Below are 16,399 nucleotides of genomic sequence, written 5' to 3'. Positions count from 1 at the left end.
ATATGAATAACAATAAATTTACATATTGGTTTTTATTTATATTTAAATCAGACGGTTAATAAAAATAAATGGTTTCTGTTAGACTTTTTGACGGAAAACGTGTTGTTTATAAAAGCATCTTTTAGTGATTGTTTACTTGTTAATGATGTGAAGGGAGAGCCTATGCATGACTCATTAACCATCGCGCTGCTGCAGGCGCGGGAAGCGGCGATGTCGTACTTCCGCCCGATCGTGAAGCGCCATAACCTGACCGAGCAGCAGTGGCGCATTGTGCGCGTGCTGGCTGAACATCCGTCGATGGATTTTCACGATCTGGCGTTTCGCACCTGCATCCTGCGCCCGAGCCTGACGGGCATTCTGACGCGGATGGAGCGCGACGGCCTGGTGCTGCGCTTAAAGCCGGTGAACGACCAGCGCAAGCTGTACGTGTCGCTGACCAAAGAGGGGAATGCGCTGTATGAACACGCCCAGGCGCAGGTCGAAGAGACGTATCAGCAGATCGAGGCGGAATACACGCCGGAGAAGATGAAACAGCTGACGGCGCTGCTGGAAGAGTTTATTGAACTCGGAAACCGGCATAACGCAGCGCGGGAAGAAGAGTAAAAACCACAAATTCCAGGATGATTTTCGTAAAGTTTTCCCTTTCCAGGCCGAAAATTCTGTATCTGTCTGAGGAAAGAGAAAACATGTTAAACCGTATCAAGATTGTCACCAGCTTAATGCTGGTTTTAGCGATATTTGGCCTTTTACAACTCACGTCCGGTGGTCTTTTCTTTAATGCCCTTAAGAATGACAAAGAGAATTTCACCGTCCTGCAAACCATTCGCCAGCAACAATCCACGCTGAACGCCAGCTGGGTAGCGTTGCTGCAAACCCGTAATACCCTGAACCGTGCGGGTATCCGCTACATGATGGATCAGAGCAATATCGGCAGCGGCGCGACCGTTAACGATTTGATGCAAATCGCGTCTACGTCTCTGAAACAGGCGGAAAAAAACTGGGCTGCCTACGAAGCCCTGCCGCGCGATCCGCGTCAAAGCGATGCGGATGCCATGGAGATCAAGCGTAACTATGATATTTACCACGGCGCGCTGGCGGAGCTGATTCAGCTGCTGGGTGCCGGCAAAATCAACGCCTTCTTCGACCAGCCGACCCAGAGTTATCAGGACGGTTTTGAGAAGCAGTATGTGAGCTACCTGCAGCAGAATGACAAGCTGTACCAGACGGCGGTCGAAGACAGCAACAGCTCCTTCAGCCAGGCTATCTGGGTGCTGATCAGCGTCCTGATTGCCGTGCTGGTGGTGATCGTGGCCGTCTGGCTCAACATCAAGCAGACGCTGATCTCTCCGCTGAATCGTCTGATCGACAACATTCGCCATATCGCCAGCGGCGACCTGGTGAAGCGCATTGAGGTTCAGGGCACCAACGAGATGGGTGAACTGGCCGACTCGCTGCGTCATATGCAGGGTGAGCTGGTGCGTACCGTCGGCGACGTGCGTAACGGCGCGAACGCTATCTACAGCGGCGCGAGCGAAATTGCGATGGGCAATAACGACCTCTCTTCCCGTACTGAACAGCAGGCCGCTTCTCTGGAAGAGACCGCTGCCAGCATGGAGCAGCTGACGGCGACCGTTAAGCAGAACGCCGAAAACGCCCGTCAGGCGAGCCATCTTGCCCTGAGCGCCTCTGAAACCGCGCAGAAAGGCGGCAAAGTGGTGGATAACGTGGTGCAGACCATGCGTGATATCGCGGGCAGTTCGCAGAAAATTGCCGACATTATCAGCGTGATCGACGGCATTGCCTTCCAGACCAACATTCTGGCACTGAACGCGGCGGTAGAAGCGGCGCGTGCGGGCGAGCAGGGTCGTGGTTTTGCGGTGGTGGCAGGTGAAGTACGTAACCTGGCCCAGCGCAGCGCCCAGGCAGCACGCGAGATCAAGAGCCTGATTGAAGACTCCGTGGGCCGCGTGGAAGTAGGTTCAACGCTGGTAGAAAGCGCCGGTGAAACCATGGGTGAGATCGTGAACGCGGTGACCCGCGTAACGGACATCATGGGGGAAATCGCCTCTGCGTCTGACGAGCAGAGCCGCGGTATCGACCAGGTGGGTCTGGCGGTAGCCGAGATGGATCGCGTGACCCAGCAGAACGCCTCGCTGGTTGAGGAATCTGCCGCAGCGGCCGCCGCCCTTGAAGAGCAGGCGAGCCGTCTGACTCAGGCCGTGGCGGTGTTCCGCATTCAGCAGGAACAGATGAAAGCGCACGAATTCGCTGCGGCTAAAGCGGTTTCCACGCCGGTGATGGCGCGTAAAACCGCGACTGCCGATTCAGGCGATAACTGGGAAACGTTCTAACCCGGTGCGTTGTGCCGGGTGGCGGCTGCGCCTTATCCGGCCTACGGTTCAGGGTTTTGTAGGCCCGGTAAGGCGCAGTGCCACCGGGCGATATTACAGAGGCAGGCGCATGGCGCAGCGCGTTTCATATGCGAAACCGTGCGCTGTCTCTTCTTCCCTTTTCTGACGCAGTTCAGGCGTCAGCGTCTTCATTTTTTCAAACCCCAGCTTTGCATAGAACGGCGCGTTCCACGGTACGTCCCTGAACGTCGTCAACGTCAGCGCTGTCAGCCCTCTTTTACGGGCATGGTCTGCCACGCAGGCGATGAGCTGCCTGCCGATCCCTTTTCCCTGCCACTCCAGATCAACCGAGAGTTCGACAACAAACAGTGATGAAGGATGGGCCTCGGCAAGGATAAATCCGACGGGCTTGTCGTTCGCCAAAGCCAGCTAGCTTAGCCCACGTTCGGCATACTCAAGGTGCTGCTCAGCGGAAATGACCTCGCCGTCGGCAAGCCAGGCGAGATCCGGGCTTTCACGAAAGCGCTCGCCCGCCGCGCGTTCAATAGCGGGCAGGGCGATAATGTCGTGAGGGGTAGTGGGGCGAATGCGAATATTCATGGCGGGAAGTATAGCCTGACCCGTCGACATTATTCCGAGCAGATCAGCACCGGCGAGTAAAAATTGCTGATCACCAGCGCGTCTTCCGGCGTGCGCTCTATCGTCAGAAGCCTTTTATTGCCCAGCGTCAGGCCCGCGACGTACTTTTCAAAGACCCCGGGCGGCATGGCATCGTGGCTAAAACGCTCCACTTTTTGAATGACAATTTCATACAGCTCGCCCTCCACGTGACGCCATTTAAACATCTCCTGGCGGGAAACCTCCCAGCTGCGCGGGGCATTCACCACACTGCCGTTTAGCGTGATATACCCCGTTTTGTCGGGATGAAAACGCATAATGATCTCGCCGTCAAAGGTGAAATCGTGGTTGTCGCGCCTGTCGGAGAAGGTCAGGTTTCCATCGCAGGCTACCGAGAGCGGGGGCGTGTGGAAGTACCAGGCCAGCGCGGCGCCCAGCAGCAGCAGGTTGAGGATCAGGATTAGCCAAACTTTTTTGTGTTTCATATCACCACTCGTAATAGTAAAGCGTACGACAGGCGCTGGCTTTACCCCGCGTGAGGGAACACTGGGAGAGCACCAGCCGCCCTTCGTGGCCGTAGAAAAGCGTTCTCTGAATGTGCATGTAGAAAATCGAATTTTTCAGGCACGGAAGATGGCCGTCCTGCTGAAGAGTCTGCGCCAGCCCAATCGCCTTCTCATGGAACACATCCGCCAGCGGCGTAAAGGTGTAGACCGGACAGGTGCCGATATGCGTCAGCAGATGGATCTCCCGCTGCGAGTTTTCTGGCTTAATGAGCGCGATCCAGATGCATAGCGCAACGACGACCAGCGTGAGCGCGCCGCAGAACAGCCATTCCGGGCGAACGCGCCATGCAGCCTGCGCCGTTTCGGCGGTCGATGGGGCCTCCTCAAGCGGGGTGACCGTGACGTCTGCGCTGAGCATAAAGCCAGTTTTCGGTACGGTAACGATAAAGAGCTCGTCGGGAAGCAGAGTCGCCAGCATCTTGCGCAGAATGCTGATGTACTGGTTTAAAGAGTTGTTAGACCCCTGGAGCCCTCGCCGATCCCAGACTTCCTGAAGAAAGGTTTCCCGTTCGACCACGTTCCCATGATGCTGAACCAGCAGCCTCAGGATGGTATTCGCCGTACAGGTGAGGAGGTGCGCATCTTCATCCGGCGCATTGATAAGAGAAACAGAACCGTCCTCGTCGTTATAGACGATGGCGTCAGCAAGCAGGTATTTCATAAGTTGTTGTAATAAAAACAGAGATAACGAATAAAAAGAGAAGGCTTACGCCTTCGGGGCAGCACTGCTGGCTATTTTAACGCCACTGTTACCGATAACATTGATCCAGACAGGATTTTGGGTGGTTTAATAAGTCAGCGTGATAATCACGTCATCAATAAATTCCCCGGTACCGGTTAGCGGCTGTGCCGGGACTTCGCCGTAAACGGTGTAGTTCTGGGTGCCGCCTGCGGGATTGGTGACCTGCAGCGCATCGCCGCTGCTTTGATCCCCCCAGCGTTGCGTGGCCGCCTCATCCTGCCAGAGCCCGTAGCGCAGGCACTGACCCTTGCTATTGCAGAGCTGCCGCTGATTACCGCTGGCATGGTTGCCTTTGCCCATGGCAAGGGTGAACGCGGTTCCGGCCGGACAGCGCGTGGTGAGGGTGGCGGTGGAACGCGTCGGGCGCAGGGTAGCGGTGCTGGTCAGGGTGCCGAAGTTAAGCGGAGTTACGCGCTCGATGTAGCATCCCTGGCTGATTTCGGCCTGCGCGTTGGTGCCGCCCTGCACCTGCTCCCCCTCTGCTGAACCGTCCGAGCAGTTTTGCAGCGCATCCTGACGCACGGCGCTGTGCCAGGCGATGCGCAGATTCATGTTGTAGTTGTAATAGTGGTAGGCCGGAAGCTGGCTTTGCCCTGCCGGAATGGTGGCGATAAGCGGAAAGGTACCGCTGACGTTGGCATTGCTTTCCGCGGCCAGAGTCTGCTGAATCAGGTTCCCGCTGCTGGCAGGCCCCAGCTCCTGAGAACGCGCTGCGCCATTAAGCAGGCGGAAGAGGAGAGTGTACTGTTTCCCCTCCTGGTCCCCCGGCGAGATCATCTCAAAGGGCGGGGCGTCTACGCTGCTCAGGCAGACGTTGATATATTCCGTCCTGCCCTCGTTGTCGGCCTGGCAGCTAAATTTTACCTCGGTGTTGACGGAGGTTGTGTTGCCCGCTACGACGTTGCCAAAGTTAATGGCGGGCGTGGAGGTTATCCAGCAGGCTGCCGCCATCGCCTTCACGGACAGGACGAGCAGCAATAATAACGGCGCTCTTAATGACACAGTTGTTCTCCGATATTCTGTATAGATGACGCGGTACGCGGCTCCGAAAGCGTGACCCGGCACTCCCCCTCACCGGTCTTCACCACCAGTTCACCCGGCAGGGGCGGATCTTCAAGCCAGATAAAGCCGTCGCGTCCTACGATGGTCGCACCCTGCGGCGTTGACACGACGCTGCCCAGCGGGAGCGGCCTGCGGCGGCTGTCGACCAGACGGGCCTGAACCGTGACGGCGTGATGGACGTTAAAATCGACTTTTACCGCGCTGCTGTTGCCCGGTCTGGCATGCATGTCGGTGACGGGAGCGATCACATCGGCGGGCAGATCGAGCGGGTTAATGCTGATTTTGCTGTTGTGGTAACGCGGCAGGTCGGTCAGCAGGAGATAACCGTCCTCATCCGTTTCACCGGCCGGGCGGTTTTCCAGCATCACCGGTACGTGCCCAATGCCGTGCGTTGACACCAGCGCCATGCCCTGCTGGATATAGCGCAGCGCGTGCAGGCTGCCGTCCAGCAGCGTCAGGCTGCCTTCGGCTGAGGCGTACTGGTTGCCCTGGTTAGCACCTTGCTGCAGCCCAACGTGCCATTCGCCCGCTCGGCCCAGATAGCCTACGTCCGCATATCTTTCACGTCGTTCGCCAAACCCCTGGCCCAGCTCCCATGACCAGCCGCCGGCCTCATCGTCCGGCTGGTGGCGGTAATCCATGCGCGGTTTATCCCGGCTGGCCTGAACGGAGAGCGTGTCCTCGCGACCCAATGGGACGGAAAGCAGCAGCTGAACGTGACTCGACGAATCCGTAAACGAGCGGGTATAGCTCAGCGTGGTGGAGATGTGTGCTGGCAGCGACAGCGACCAGGAGGCGTTGAGGTAACGCTGTGTATTGCCCTGAATGTTCTGCTGTACCCAGCCTGCGCCCACGGTTCCGAAGTGGGGGACGGACTGGCTTACCCAAACGCTGTCGCTGCGTCTGACGGGCGCGGCACCGCTCATACGGGCGTTGTCGGCGAATCCCGCCCCGGTGCGGACGGTGCTGGCAGAAATGCCCGTTCCTCTCCCGTTCCACTGCCAGCCGACGCCCCACTGAACGCCCTGACCGTAAGGGCTGTCGCTCACGGCAACGTGCTGGCTGACCACCCCTACGGCGGGAGAGACCAGCCAGTCAGCGCCCGTGCCCACGTTGCGCAGCCTGCGCTGCTGTTCCGTATGCAGCGCCAGCGTCAGGTGATTATTCACCCCATAGCGCCAGCCCGCGTCCAGCAGAGGCGAAGCGGCATAGTCGTCGGAGTGCTGGGCGTAGTTTTCCCGCATCCAGCCGATGTCCAGCGAGCCGCTGCTGAGCCCTTCCGCCAGCATGCCCGGCGCGCCGTAGAGATCGAGCTGTACGGCGCGACGCTGACCGTTGATATCGGTAATGACCACCTCCGCCTGCCCGCTGCCGGTGAAGGAGGGCAGGGTATCCAGCAGAAAGTCTCCCGGCGTGACGCGCTGGCTGCTCTGCTTAAGGCCGTCGATATACAGATCGACCGTGGAAGGCAGCACGGCCGTGTCGCTGTAGCGGCTGCGCGGTTCGGTATTGAGCTGGGGATTGATCTCAAAATTACGTGCCCAGTGCAGACCGCCAAAGCGTACCTGCCGGCTCCAGCGGGTGCCGGTGGTGATGCTGTCGCCCAGCGCCAGCGTGGTCAGCGAGTCGGTATTATCCCACTGCCAGCGGGTTTCAAGACGGGTGTGGGCAGGCCGACCGGCGCTGTTTTCCTCCCCTGCATGGCTTGAAAAACTGCTGCTGAACGTTCCGGGTAACCCTCCGGACGCGGTCAGCATGGTCTGGGCGTTAAGCTGGCGCTTCCCCTGCGCATCGCTGGCGTAGAGCGAGTATCCGAGCGTATACGCGCTGACGGGCTGCGCATCAGGATAGCGGTAAAGCGGTGTGGGCTTTGAGACGGTCAGATGCTGCTGGCCCTCGAACGCCTCTGCCTCTGCGGTAATCGACACCTGCTGGGACAGCACGTCGACATTGACCTTCAGGCCCGGCAGGGAGGTCAGCTCAACCCACCCGGCGCGATCGTCCGGGGCGTGAAGCCCCAGCTTTTTCATGTCGCTGCGGCTTATCCATAGCGCATTATCCACCACCCGGCAGGCCCAGAGCTCGCCTCGCGGGGCGTGGTTCACGGTAATGGCCAGCCATTGTACGGTGTCGGCGGGTTCAGCCCGGGCTGACAGCATGAGCGGTAGCCAAAACAGGAGCGCGAGAAGCGAGCGGGCGCAGGGGTATCTGGCTGGCATGGTGGTCATCATTGAGATAGACGCGCAGCGTGCTGAGCGCGTGTCGTGAAGCCTGCTTAAGCGGTAAAAGGGCGGTTTGTCCCGGGAGCACATAGCCCGCCAGGCCTTTAATCGAGCCTACAACCTGCCCATCGGCCGTCAGGGCTTCAAGGTGGCTCAGGCGGATGTGGCGATTTCCGGCGTTAAAGCAGCGGAGGGTGGCCGGCATTTCTGCCTGCTCGCAGCTCAGTGCATCGTGGCTGGCTGGCGCGTTCTGGTTCCCGGCAATAAACACCGGAATCGAGTAGCGCAGCAGGAAGTGAACCGCGTTGGGATTGGCGGCACGGGACGTGGCGTCCGGCAGTTCGTCGATGACCAGCCGGTAACTTTGCTCCTGTGCACGGATGCCAGGCTGCATGACGATAATGCGCACCAGCTGCTGCTGGCCCGGCGCCAGTGATGTCATCGCCGGGCTGCTGACCACCTCCCCGGTGGCCACCAGAACATCTTTACCGTTTTTTTGCGTCCATTCGTACACCCGAATCTGCGCATGGATGGCCGCTTTCCCACTGTTAGTGAGATAGACCGCCGCTGCCCGCTGATTGCTCTGCAGGTCGAGCGTTACCGGGGCTACCTGAAGCGTGGCGGCCAGCGCGTAGCGCGACAGCAGCGCCAGCATCATGAGCCACAGAATGAAGCAGGGAAGGTAGCGACGCACGATCAGTACTCCAGTTTTAACGTGATATCGTCGCTGTAGGTACCTGCCTGGGCGGTTGTCAGCGCCCCGGCGTCAATCACGCCATACAGCGTTTCCTCCTGTTCCGCACCGTTGCCGGTATCGTCCAGGCCATTCGTGCCGGTGATTTGCGTCTGTTTGCCTTCGTCGGCAAAGAGTTTCCACGCAATCTTCTGCGCGCCCGTTTCGCCGTTTTCCGGCTTCAGCCAGAAGGTACCGTTTTCGCCGTCGTTGCTGGTGGCCGTGAGGGTGAAAGGCGTGCCGTTGGTACAGACGATATCGACCTGCGTTTTGGCCTGGATTTCGCTCGACTCATCGGAGCCGTGACGCGAGAAGTTGAGGTCGTTTGCTTTAAGGGTGCACGACTTCACGACCTCAAGTGATACGTGCATCGTCGCGCTTGCGGTACTGTCTGCGGCGATCGCAGCAGCAGGAAGCAGGAGAACGGAACAACATACAAGGGTGGGAATAATTTTCATGATCTTATTTCCTGACGTGAGTAACAGTGCAATTACAAAGCGAATGACTGAGCGTCCAGCAGGCAGAGTTTTCGATGGAATTCCGCCAGGCTGTGACAACAAAATTTGTTCATCGCGTTACGCTTGTGGGTGTAGATCGTTTTAGGGGACTTATTCATGATTTTTGCGATGCGAACCGGACTGAATCCTTTATGGAGCAACATGCAAACCCGCCTCTCCTGATGCGAGAGCGTGGCGGCGTTTTCGATGGCGAATGTCGTGTCGCTAAAACAGTGGCTTAGCTGCGCAAACGAGAGGTTGTCCGCGACCACTCGGACCCGCTCGTTGCGCAGGCAGGCGTGAACGTCGCAGACCCGCGCGGCATCCGTAAATACCAGCCAGTTCTCTCCAGTGTGTGTATTGAGCAGCCGTTCCTGCAGGTGCAAAAGCCCTTCAGGATTAACGTCATGGATCCAATACATCTCCGGGCGAGGGGTAACGGCCGTCGAGATCATCGAAGTGAGGCCAAGCCATAAAAACGTATTCCTGCTCAGAACGATAACCTGATAACCAGCATTCGGAATGAAAGGGGTCATTTTCTACCCCACAGATAGCCCTGGCCGTAATCGGCCGCGCTGGCGCGGGCCAGCGCGAAATCACCCGCGGTTTCGATGCCTTCGATCAGCACCTTGCTGGCGACGCGCTTGCACTGGCGGGTGAGATGCAGAAACTTTGCCTGCTCGATCCGCCCGTTCCAGAAGGTATGTTTGTCAATTTTGATGCCGCAGAAGCGGATCTGGCTGGTCAGAAGATCGGGAAGAAGGTCTTCGCAGACATCGTCTGCCCACACTTCTATCCCCCACTGATGGAGCGTCGCGATGCATTTCCGCAGTGCCTGGCTTTGCGTATCCTCGAGCTGGACCATCGTATGGAGATCGGTGACCTCGATAGCAAGTCTCTCCGGGCAGGGTGTCTCTTCTTTTAGCCTGTCGAGGAAGTCTGTTTCCAGCAGTAAATCCGATGTCGCATTGAGATAATACTTGTCCCCATCCTTGCAAAACATGGCATGACGAAGCTGCGCAAAGAAGTGCGCTTTACGCTGCGTCGCGGGCATCGAGCCAAAGTAATCTTCAAGATTGACGTGGGGCTTTGCCGTAGACAATACCTCCCAGGCAATCACATTTTCACTGCGCAGTGCCCGGATGGATTCGAACTTATAGCCGGTTAGCATGATAAAAGTGCGTAACGCTCCGTTGTGATTTCAGGAGTCGCACATTTTATGGATTTGTATTTTGGCGGGATATTTATAGATAAAAATGGCTTATATAAAGTGTTTTTATCTAATTTATAAGCATAATATAGAATTATTTATTTTCATAAGCGCCCGGCAGCACGCCGGGCGCGACGCGTGTTAACCTGCTTTGCTGACGATTTTGATTTCAACCATGCCGATCCCGAGCTCGCGCGGTGAGTGCCCAAGGATATTCCCCTCGTTCGTGGACTGCGGGTCCGGCGGCACGATCACCAGGGTATTGCTGCGCGAAGGATTCTCAAAATGCAGCGTCTGCGTGCTAACGTCGTTCCCAAGCGTCAGCGTCTGCTCCCGATCGCCCACGCGCACGGGGACGGGCTTGTTAGCGTTGGGGCCATACGCTCTGGCGGTGATCACCAGGTCGAACTGTTCCGGCAGGGGATGGGCGTACTCAATTTTCACCTCGTTGCCCAGCTGCGCGTTGGACCAGCGCCCCCAGGACTCCGGACGCGAGATGCCGCTAAACTGCTTCACTTCCTCGGGCGCGCCGGCCACGTTAAAGATAAAGCTGTCCGCTTTGTAGCGAATATCGTTATCGCTGACTTTCAGCATGTCGATGTTGTGCTGATAGCGCGCGGTATCAATCACCGTATCGTTGAACGCGGTTTTGCCTTTCCACTGGGCTTTATCAACGTGCTGCACGGTTTGCTCCCCGCCGAGCTGGCCCTGAGAGACGCACCAGTCGGTAGAAAGCGCCAGCGGCTGCGACCAGAGCTGGCCCATTTTGTAGCACCGGTCGACCCAGACAAAATTATCGCGCGGAGCAAAATCGGCCAGCTGATAGCGCAGCGGTGCGGAATATTCGCTTTCCGGCAGCGGCTCGACGCGCCCCTCCGACACGCGCACCAGCAGCGGCAGACGGAAGCTGCTGCCCGAGAAGGCAATCGTGTTTTTATCCCGATCGACGGTGAAGTCCTTCATCTCTTTCGGGAAATTCCACAGGCGGATAATGTCTGGCTTCCAGGCGAGGATTTTATCCTTCATGTTGAGGAACACTTCCGACAGGGATTGTCCCGACAGCGTGCTGCGGCCCAGGCCAATAAAGTTGTCGCCGCCCAGAATGTCCAGCACGGTTGCGCCGTTATCCATGGAGTTGCGTTTGGTGGCAATTACCTCCTGCTGCGGCTGGTCGCCGCGCAGGACAAAGAACAGGTTGCTGCGGTCCTGCTTGTTGAGCTGATCCCAGGCGCTGTTTTTCATCGCCAGATGGTCAGACGAAACGACGATGACGGTGTTTTTAAACCAGGGCGAGGATTTGATTTTCTCGACCAGCGCGGCAATGTGCTCCTGACTGCAGGTCACGGCGCTGAACGACTTGTTGTTTTTGCCGTCCACGTCATAGCTTTTGCGTTTGCAGCTGCGCGAGACGAACCCGTCCGGATGGTGGGTATCCACCGTCAGCGCAAAGAGGGAGAAACGCTTGCCTGCGCGGGAAAGCTCCTCGAATTTCTTCCAGGTTTCGTCGAGAACCGTATCGTCATAGAAGCCCCAGTCGTTACGATAGCTCGGATCGGCAACTGTCGTTTTTAACTCTTCTGAGCCATACAGGTGGTCAAAACCGTGGGATTTCAGGAACACGTCTTTTCCGGCAAAGCGCAGGTTTGCCCCCTGCACAAAATAGTTTTCGTAGCCGGAGTTTTTCAGGATATCGCCGAGGCAAATATTCTGTGGGAAGAACGTCGACATCGAGGCTGAGGCGTTACCTTCAAAAGGCGCGAACAGCGGGATACCGCACTGGGAGGCAACCATTCCGGCAATCGTATAATCCGTGCCGGGCAGCTGCATGGTGTGGCTGAAATCGAGACCTTCATTTTTCAGCGCGCCCAGGTCCGGCGTCAGGTCAGGGAACGCATCGTTATCAAAGTACGTGCGCTCCAGGCTTTCGCCGTAGATGTAGACCAGATTGAGCTTCGGGTTGGCGATCCTTTTCGACGGTTCTTTATAGTAAGCCACGAAATCAGGATCGCCGTCGCGCGACTGGGATTTTACCAGCTCGGTGATCTGATGGAACGCCGGGCTGGCGTCGACGGAGGCCAGCGCCAGGAACAACGCCAGCAGGCTATAGCCATGATGGTGCGGGTGATGGCGACGTCGACGCAACACCCAGGCCAGCGCGCCAAAAATCGTCACCAGCGCGACGATAAGGCCGAGCCCCGGAAGAATGTACTTGCCCACACCCGCGCCCGTCAGGCTGTTCGTCAGCGTGTAGAGCACCGCATCGTTAATACCGTCACCGGTAAAGTAGTCGCTGGCGTATAAGGTAATGTTTAAAATAATAAAAATGCCGAGCACCACCAGCGTGGCGATAAACCACCAGGTGTGACGGCCGGCTTTCCAGGCGTAAACGCCGACAGAAGCCAGAAAAAGGATAAGAGACATGAATTCTGACAACAGCATATCCTCATGACGCCAGGTGCTTCGCTGGCTAACTGTTTATTTTTTGGGTCATACAATGTAATTGCGATGTCGTTAAGCTGCAATTTTAGTGTCACGAAAGTGTGCTGTTGTTAGGATTTGGTTTAGAAAATCGTTTTTATGAAGAAGGTCGCATCCTGACAAACGGACGCTGAGACGGTGGCAGGTAGGAAAAACGCTCGTTTAGCGCCGCGTTGCAAGACTATCGCATTAAACGCGGCGTGTTGTGGCAGAAAATGGGATGGATCAGGAGATGAAATTAACGCCTTGTTTCAGCACCAGATCGCAGGCTTTGGTTTTCACCTGTTTTGCCAGAGAAGAGTTGCCAAGGGTGCTCAGGTTTAGCTGCTGCCCGTTTTGCGCGTTAAGCAGGCCCTGGATGCCGTCCATATAGTTGGTGTCCGCTTTCTGCTCCTGAGTATCCAGACCCAGTTTACCCAGCACCTGGTTTTTCACGTTTTGCGCGTCGGTCACGGAGGCCAGCTTTTGCTTCGCGCAATATTCCAGAATCCCCGCCGCGTTATTCATCGTGCCCGCGCTGAGGCTTTGAGAGCTATTGCCCAGCAGGCTGGTGAGGGAAGAGGCGGAGAGTCCACCCTGAGAGCTGCTGCTCTCTTTGGTCAGCTCATTTGCCGCGCTTGACAGGGACTCTTGCCAGGACGCCGCTTGCGCCGCGCCGGTCACCAGCAGCGCGCCTAAAAAGGTGCTGATTAGAATCTGTTTTTTCATCATGGCTCTCTCAAAAAGGTCCGTTTTGGGCCGAAGGGGTTCCAGTATATACCTATGCCCTGGCGGCGATTCCTGGAACTGTCTTAATACTCTTTGCCGGTAACGCGGCTGCGGTAACTTTCCCAGTCGAAGATGACATAGAGACTATTACCCAGCTTCATGCGATCCATAACGCGTTCACCCAGTAAGCGGGTCATCTCGTCGATATTGTGGTTCGTCAGCATGCCGGTGGGGCGCTTGGACGAGGAGCGGCGGTCGACAATCTGGTTGATGATCACTTTTTCATAGCGGGATTCTGTCTGAACGCCAATCTCGTCGATGACCAGTAAATCGACATTGCTCAGATCGTTGAGCAATTGCTCTTCGCTGGTTTCGCGGTTGCTGAACGTGTCTTTCATCGCAGACATGATATCGGCCACGGTGATGATGAGAACCGATTTACCCCGCAGAAGCAGCTCGTTGCAGATAGCGGCTGCAAGGTGGTTTTTTCCGGTGCCCGGCTTGCCGCTAAAGATGAAGCTGGCGATATTGCCGTCGAATTCATCCACGTACTGACGCGCGGCGGCAAGGGCGTGCATCTGCCCGCTGGTCTCGATTTTATAGTTATCGAACGAGCAGTTCTGGTGCAGGGGACGGATACCGGAACGGTTAAAGGTGCGCTGCATTTTCATCGCCCGATTTTCCCGGGCGAGCGCGGCGGCGCGGATCTCACCTTGCTCTTTTTGCCACGCCAGCAGCTCTTCACCCGTGGTGAACGCGGGCTTCACGTTGGCAGGCATCATTTTTTGCAGACGTTTCATCAGGTCGCCGACGTTCTTCATTTCGCACCTCGGAATCCGCTGGGGATCTGTTTATCCGGTTCGGAAAACGCGTTGATATCGCGTTTAGGCTGGCCGTTGTTGCCGGCGCGGGTAATTTGAAGATGACGCGCGAGCTTTTGCTGCCACTGAATATGGGTGAAGACTTTACCTTCCGCCTGCCACCAGGCGGTAAACGCGGCGAGCTCTTCCGCGGTGGCCGGCTGTGTTAGCGCAATGCCCCAGAGCGCGGCCTGCCGCTGAAAATCCACATCCGGCTGCCAGCCCGCGTACAGGGCAAATTTTCCCATCGGAACTGTCACGGGGACGTTAACCGGTTCATCAAAGAACTGGTTGTCCAGCGTGATATCGCTCGCCGGGCGTGACAGTTGCGCTTCAATCTCCAGAAGCTGCGCCAGGCGTTCCGGTGTGATTGCGTAGAACGCCGGAGCGTTGTCGGCAAAAACCGCAACCGTGCCGCCTTCGGCATGGGTCAACACACCGCGTGGGTCGCGCATAAAGGCATCAATGCCAGCAATGCTGGTGGTCAGAATTCTGGAGGACATAACGCTTACTCTACTGATTACTACGGGCGTGATATGGGCTTATGGTAGCACAGAGAGAGGAAAGGGAAGGAGGGGATTTCCCCGGTGGCGCTGCGCTTACCGGGGCTACAGTCATAGACCTGATAAGCGCAGCGCCATCAGGCATTTATCACGCGATGATATTCAGGGTCACGTCGATGTTGCTGCGGGTCGCGTTAGAGTACGGGCAAACAATGTGCGCCGCATCGACCAGCTTTTTAGCTTCCGCGGGATCCATTCCCTCAACGTGGATGTTCAGTTTTGCTTCGATACCAAAACCGGTTGGCAGCGGTCCAATACCCACTTCGCCTTCAATAAAGGCATCTTTTGGCAGGGTAAATTTATCGCGTGCGGCCACGAACTTCATCGCGCCCAGGAAGCAGGCAGAGTAGCCCGCAGCAAACAGCTGTTCAGGGTTCGTCACTTCTCCGCCCATGCCGCCCATCTCTTTCGGCACGCCCAGTTTTACGTCCAGTACGCCATCGGAAGAGGTCGCGCGACCGTCACGGCCACCGGTTGCTTTTGCTTTGGCGGTATAAACAACTTTTTCTAAAGACATGGCAGGTTCCTCATCTTGCTTTAATGTGTGCTATTAAATAGCGTGCGATATATATGGATAATAATCACGCGTAAAGTATAGCTTTACGCGCGGTGTAGCTGTTGTCGCAAAAGTTCGAGCTGCTGTTTAAGCGCCAGCAAAGTGTCGGTATCACACTGCGCTGCGCAACCCACCGCATGGGGAATACCCAATGCCTGCTGCTGAAGTTCACGTCCCGCTTCACTCAGGGTGACGGCGACCTGACGTTCGTCTTTGCGTGAACGGTGACGGTTGATTAACCCACCGCTTTCCAGCCGTTTTAAAAGCGGCGTCAGGGTCGCAGAATCCAGAAACAGGCGTTCGCCGATGTCCGACACCGTGACGTCATCCTGCTCCCACAGCACCAGCATTACCAGATATTGCGGGTAAGTCAGGTTCAGCGGTGCCAGCAGTTGCCGGTACAGCTTGTTAAGCGCCAGATTTGCCGAATAGAGGGCAAAGCAGAGCTGGTTATCCAGCTTGAGCGCAGCGGTTGCGTCATTCGTTTTCGCGTTCATGAGATGAATATAAGTAGTGTGCGATTTAATTGCAAGCAATTTTATGGGCAGGTGTAGCGGAGCGCCACCTGAACGGCCATTTTGCGGTAGTGCTGGCGCTGAGCCTGATCGTCCGCCCCGTCTTCAAACAGGAGTGTGAAGGTGTAACTGTTGGCAACGTAGTGAAAGCTGAAGCTGCTTATCAGGCGGTGAAGATCGCGGGCGTCAACCGTCTGGCTGAAGAGCTGTTTTTCTTTGCCCCGCCGCAGGATCTCCTCCAGCAGGTCAAGCGCGCTACGGTTGACCTGGCGAAGATAGCTCGACTGCTGCATAAAGCGGCCCCGCTGCATGTTTTCCATGCAGATAATCCGGATGTAGTCCGGGTGGTCGGCATGATAGTCAAAGGTGGCTTCAACCAGGTTGACCAGCGCTTCGACGGGGGGCATTCCCGCCAGGCTTAGCGCTTTTTCACTGGCGCGAATCTGGGTGTAAACATGTTCCAGAACCAGGAGATAGAGATTCTCTTTATTTTTAAAATGGTAAACCACCATGCGTTTGGTGGTGCCCGCTTTTTCCGCGATCTGCTCCATGCGGGCACCGTTCAATCCATACTCGGCAAAAAGCGCGATGGCGCTCTGAAAAATTTTCTCTTTCAGGCTGGATTCTTCGCTGTGCTCGGGGTATTCGCTGCCAGGGTTAGCCACATCCTTTCCTTATTTTCACCAAACGGACCAGAAGGATTATCTCCATGGCAGCG

General features: G+C 56.7%; 17 protein-coding genes and 1 pseudogene. 2 read left to right on the top strand and 16 right to left on the bottom strand.

The genetic code is table 11. From position 1 onward, the window contains the following. The first annotated feature begins 162 nt into the window (after nucleotides 1-162). Together hpaR and tsr are read left to right on the top strand one after the other, a co-directional pair. On the top strand, nucleotides 163-603 hold the full coding sequence (gene hpaR, locus ACJ69_RS14230; RefSeq protein WP_054830230.1) for a homoprotocatechuate degradation operon regulator HpaR: 441 nt from the start codon (nucleotides 163-165) through the stop codon (nucleotides 601-603). Nucleotides 604-686: 83 nt separating this feature from the next. After that, nucleotides 687-2,351, top strand: coding sequence for a methyl-accepting chemotaxis protein (gene tsr / locus ACJ69_RS14225; protein WP_054830231.1), 1,665 nt, complete (start codon nucleotides 687-689; stop codon nucleotides 2,349-2,351). 93 nt (nucleotides 2,352-2,444) lie between these two features. On the opposite strand, the pseudogene ACJ69_RS14220 reads toward tsr, so the two are convergent. The 16 genes and pseudogenes from ACJ69_RS14220 to ACJ69_RS14145 all read right to left on the bottom strand — a co-directional run bounded on the left by ACJ69_RS14220 (nucleotide 2,445) and on the right by ACJ69_RS14145 (nucleotide 16,346). Further along, nucleotides 2,445-2,951, bottom strand: a pseudogene (locus tag ACJ69_RS14220) (GNAT family N-acetyltransferase). A gap of 29 nt (nucleotides 2,952-2,980) precedes the next feature. Beyond that, nucleotides 2,981-3,454 carry a hypothetical protein gene (locus tag ACJ69_RS14215; protein ID WP_059347213.1) on the bottom strand — a complete coding sequence of 158 codons (474 nt, stop codon included), beginning with the start codon at nucleotides 3,452-3,454 and terminating at the stop codon, nucleotides 2,981-2,983. A 1-nt stretch (nucleotide 3,455) separates the two neighbouring features. Beyond that, nucleotides 3,456-4,196: a winged helix-turn-helix domain-containing protein gene (locus ACJ69_RS14210; protein WP_059347212.1), complete on the bottom strand. Its 741-nt coding sequence runs from the start codon at nucleotides 4,194-4,196 to the stop codon at nucleotides 3,456-3,458. A 126-nt stretch (nucleotides 4,197-4,322) separates the two neighbouring features. Further along, nucleotides 4,323-5,279 (bottom strand): Csu type fimbrial protein, encoded by a 957-nt coding sequence (locus ACJ69_RS14205; protein ID WP_059347211.1) that lies wholly within the window; start codon nucleotides 5,277-5,279, stop codon nucleotides 4,323-4,325. Further along, on the bottom strand, nucleotides 5,270-7,558 hold the full coding sequence (locus ACJ69_RS14200) for a fimbria/pilus outer membrane usher protein (protein WP_232248550.1): 2,289 nt from the start codon (nucleotides 7,556-7,558) through the stop codon (nucleotides 5,270-5,272). Before ACJ69_RS14200 ends, ACJ69_RS14205 begins: the two co-directional genes overlap by 10 nt. Next, nucleotides 7,479-8,255, bottom strand: coding sequence for a fimbrial biogenesis chaperone (locus ACJ69_RS14195; RefSeq protein ID WP_059347209.1), 777 nt, complete (start codon nucleotides 8,253-8,255; stop codon nucleotides 7,479-7,481). The genes ACJ69_RS14200 and ACJ69_RS14195 overlap by 80 nt, the downstream gene beginning before the upstream one ends. Nucleotides 8,256-8,257: 2 nt before the next feature. After that, nucleotides 8,258-8,752: a Csu type fimbrial protein gene (locus ACJ69_RS14190; protein WP_029741339.1), complete on the bottom strand. Its 495-nt coding sequence runs from the start codon at nucleotides 8,750-8,752 to the stop codon at nucleotides 8,258-8,260. Nucleotides 8,753-8,784: 32 nt separating this feature from the next. After that, nucleotides 8,785-9,327 (bottom strand): helix-turn-helix transcriptional regulator, encoded by a 543-nt coding sequence (locus tag ACJ69_RS14185; protein ID WP_059347208.1) that lies wholly within the window; start codon nucleotides 9,325-9,327, stop codon nucleotides 8,785-8,787. Beyond that, nucleotides 9,324-9,962, bottom strand: coding sequence for an EAL domain-containing protein (locus tag ACJ69_RS14180; RefSeq protein WP_029741337.1), 639 nt, complete (start codon nucleotides 9,960-9,962; stop codon nucleotides 9,324-9,326). Before ACJ69_RS14180 ends, ACJ69_RS14185 begins: the two co-directional genes overlap by 4 nt. 180 nt (nucleotides 9,963-10,142) lie before the next feature. Next, nucleotides 10,143-12,434: a phosphatidylglycerol--membrane-oligosaccharide glycerophosphotransferase gene (gene opgB, locus ACJ69_RS14175; RefSeq protein ID WP_059347836.1), complete on the bottom strand. Its 2,292-nt coding sequence runs from the start codon at nucleotides 12,432-12,434 to the stop codon at nucleotides 10,143-10,145. A gap of 270 nt (nucleotides 12,435-12,704) precedes the next feature. Further along, a complete protein-coding gene (locus tag ACJ69_RS14170; protein WP_073001066.1) occupies nucleotides 12,705-13,187 on the bottom strand; it encodes a DUF2501 domain-containing protein in 483 nt (160 codons plus the stop codon). Nucleotides 13,188-13,270: 83 nt separating this feature from the next. Further along, entirely contained in the window at nucleotides 13,271-14,008 is a 738-nt protein-coding gene (dnaC, locus tag ACJ69_RS14165) for a DNA replication protein DnaC (RefSeq protein ID WP_045888125.1), read from the bottom strand. Beyond that, a complete protein-coding gene (dnaT, locus tag ACJ69_RS14160) occupies nucleotides 14,005-14,550 on the bottom strand; it encodes a primosomal protein DnaT (protein ID WP_054830228.1) in 546 nt (181 codons plus the stop codon). Before dnaT ends, dnaC begins: the two co-directional genes overlap by 4 nt. A gap of 148 nt (nucleotides 14,551-14,698) precedes the next feature. Then, nucleotides 14,699-15,127: an organic hydroperoxide resistance protein gene (locus ACJ69_RS14155; RefSeq protein ID WP_059347207.1), complete on the bottom strand. Its 429-nt coding sequence runs from the start codon at nucleotides 15,125-15,127 to the stop codon at nucleotides 14,699-14,701. A gap of 83 nt (nucleotides 15,128-15,210) precedes the next feature. Next, complete coding sequence (locus tag ACJ69_RS14150; RefSeq protein ID WP_033146484.1) at nucleotides 15,211-15,663, bottom strand: MarR family winged helix-turn-helix transcriptional regulator; 453 nt, start codon at nucleotides 15,661-15,663, stop codon at nucleotides 15,211-15,213. Nucleotides 15,664-15,704: 41 nt separating this feature from the next. Beyond that, a complete protein-coding gene (locus ACJ69_RS14145; protein ID WP_054830227.1) occupies nucleotides 15,705-16,346 on the bottom strand; it encodes a TetR family transcriptional regulator in 642 nt (213 codons plus the stop codon). Nucleotides 16,347-16,399: the final 53 nt, after the last annotated feature.

Source organism: Enterobacter asburiae (assembly GCF_001521715.1).
GTDB classification, from domain to species: domain Bacteria; phylum Pseudomonadota; class Gammaproteobacteria; order Enterobacterales; family Enterobacteriaceae; genus Enterobacter; species Enterobacter asburiae.
The sequence above is the reverse complement of the archived record's forward strand: the minus strand, read 5'-3'. Positions and strand labels throughout refer to the sequence as shown.